The sequence below is a fragment of the Pseudomonas sp. 22082 genome, from assembly GCF_052046055.1.
Taxonomy (GTDB): Bacteria; Pseudomonadota; Gammaproteobacteria; order Pseudomonadales; family Pseudomonadaceae; genus Aquipseudomonas; species Aquipseudomonas pharyngis.
In genome coordinates, this window is sequence record NZ_JBQEQB010000053.1 from 1 (window position 1) to 753 (window position 753).

At 62.4% G+C, this 753-nt stretch carries 1 protein-coding gene; it reads right to left on the reverse strand.

Annotated elements, in window-relative coordinates; translation table 11 throughout:
* Positions 1-753: immunoglobulin-like domain-containing protein (locus tag ACTJK9_RS29565; protein WP_440817859.1), on the reverse strand; the 753-nt coding region annotated here is incomplete at both ends.

Sequence of the window (753 nt, forward strand, 5' to 3'; positions counted from 1 at the left end):
CACGGTCACCGGGGTGCCCGCAGCGTTGGTCAGTGTGGCGGTGTAAGTGATCGAACCACCCTCGGCTACCGAATTGGTGGCGCTCAGGGTCAGGTTGGTGGTGTCGACGGTGTCGGTCACGGTGGTGCTGACCGGCGTTTTGTCGGCCACGAGGTTTTCGTAGTTACCGCCGCTCACACCGGTGATCGCGTTGGTCAGCGGCGCATGGCCGTTGAGCGCATCGTTCGGCGCAGTGGTGGTCACAGTGCCGGTGGTTTTGCCCACCTCGATGGTGATCGACTGACCATTGGCCAAGGTCACGGTCACAGGCGAACCCGTCACTGGCGCGCCAACAGTCGCGGTGTAAGTAACGGTGCCACCTTCAGCGGCCGTTTCGGAAGCGGTCAGCTTCACGGTCGTCGTGTCGATGGTGTCGGTGACTTCCGTTACGGCTGGAACGGTGCTCGGAACCAGGTTCTCGAAGTTGCCACCGGTTGCGTCCTTGATGGTGACTTCGACTTTTCCGGCGTCTTTGTAGACGTCATCGGCAGGTGCTGGAACGGTCACCGTGCCGGTGGTTTTACCGGCCTCGATGGTGATGACGGCGCCGTTAGACAGGGTCACGGTCAGCGGAGTGCCGGCAGGATTGGTCAGGGTCGCGGTGTAGGTGATCGAACCGCCTTCGGCCACGGTGCCCGTCGCAGTCAGCGACAGATTGGTGGTGTCGACAGTGTCGATCACGGTGGTGCTGACCGGCGTTTTGTCGGCCACCAG